1 protein-coding gene is annotated in these 326 nt (G+C 42.3%); it reads right to left on the reverse strand.

Translation table 11 applies throughout. From position 1 onward, the window contains the following. Window positions 1–253 (reverse strand): transposase (locus ACT3SX_RS15650; RefSeq protein WP_444519344.1); only part of this gene is annotated, 253 nt, incomplete at its 3' end. Between the last annotated feature and the right edge of the window lie 73 nt (window positions 254–326).

Consider the following 326-nt stretch of genomic DNA (forward strand, 5'->3'; position numbering starts at 1 on the left):
TCATGGCATCCTGTAGAATATCGGACTTAAGACATTCGTCAGCATACATCTTCTTAAGACGTGCATTTTCAACTTCAAGTTCTTTTAAGCGCGCAATTAAAGAGGCATCCATGCCGCCATACTTTGAGCGCCAGTTGTAAAAGGTACTTTGGCTGATGTTATGCTCGCGGCACAGCTCAGTGATAGGAACGCCTTGTTCGGCTTGTTTTAGGATGTTGACGATTTGGTTGTCGCTAAAGCGTGTCTTTTTCATAGGATTCTCCTGCTGGTGTATTTTAGCAGTTAATCTCTATTTGTAAGTGTTCTTATTTATTGGGGGGATTACC

The sequence above is a fragment of the Psychrobacter sp. AOP31-B2-9 genome, from assembly GCF_052378005.1.
In the GTDB taxonomy this organism is placed as follows: Bacteria; Pseudomonadota; Gammaproteobacteria; order Pseudomonadales; family Moraxellaceae; genus Psychrobacter.